Origin of the sequence: Corynebacterium sp. KPL2680, from assembly GCF_040225675.1 — a bacterium.
Classification (GTDB): Bacteria; Actinomycetota; Actinomycetes; order Mycobacteriales; family Mycobacteriaceae; genus Corynebacterium; species Corynebacterium rhinophilum.
This window is the reverse complement of record NZ_JBEHFM010000065.1, coordinates 1-728: the sequence shown is the minus strand read 5'-3', so window position 1 is coordinate 728 and position 728 is coordinate 1. Positions and strand designations below refer to the sequence as shown.

The window sequence follows — 728 nt, the reverse complement described above, 5'->3', positions numbered from 1 at the left end:
AGGAATACCCCGGTAAGTCCGCGGGCTTTTAAGTCCTGGAAGAAGCCTTTCCACGACGCGTTGGATTCCGCGGTGGCAACGTGCATGTCAAGCATTTCGCGGTACCCGTCGGCGTTGACTCCGGTGGCAAGCAGCACTGAACATGTGACCACCCGGCCGCCTTCGCGCACTTTGATTGTCAGCGCGTCGCAGGACAGGTAGGCGTAGCCGCCGGGATCGAGCGGACGGTTTTTGAAATCGGCGACCATCTCGTCGAGTTCTTCTGCCATGCGTGAAACTTGGGATTTCGACATGTTGGCAATGCCTAGTGTTGCCACCAGATCATTCATCCTGCGGGTGGATACCCCTTTGAGGTAGCACGTGGCGATCACAGTCGATAAGGCCCGTTCTGCCCGCGTACGGCGTTCTAACAGCCAGTCCGGGAAGAATGCGCCGTGACGCAACTTCGGTACTGCGACATCGATCGTGCCGACACGGGTGTCAAGGTCGCGGTGGCGGTACCCATTGCGGTGGTTGACGCGTTCGGTGGAGACAACCGCTGTATTCGGCGCCGCAGACGGTGTCGGCCTGGGCGGAGAGGATTTGGTTGATAAACCCTTGCAGCATCTGGCGCATCAAGTCAGGGGAGGCTTGAGCGAGCAGATCATCCAATGCGGTTACCCTCGAGTAGTGGACACCCTATTAGTACGGATCTTGTGTCCGTAGGAGAGGATGTTCATTGTGAGTTC

1 pseudogene is annotated in these 728 nt (G+C 58.0%); it reads right to left on the bottom strand.

The window, feature by feature from the left end:
- Positions 1 to 651 (bottom strand): annotated as a pseudogene (locus tag ABRP66_RS11655) (IS256 family transposase); the annotation flags it as partial.
- Positions 652 to 728 lie beyond the last annotated feature (77 nt).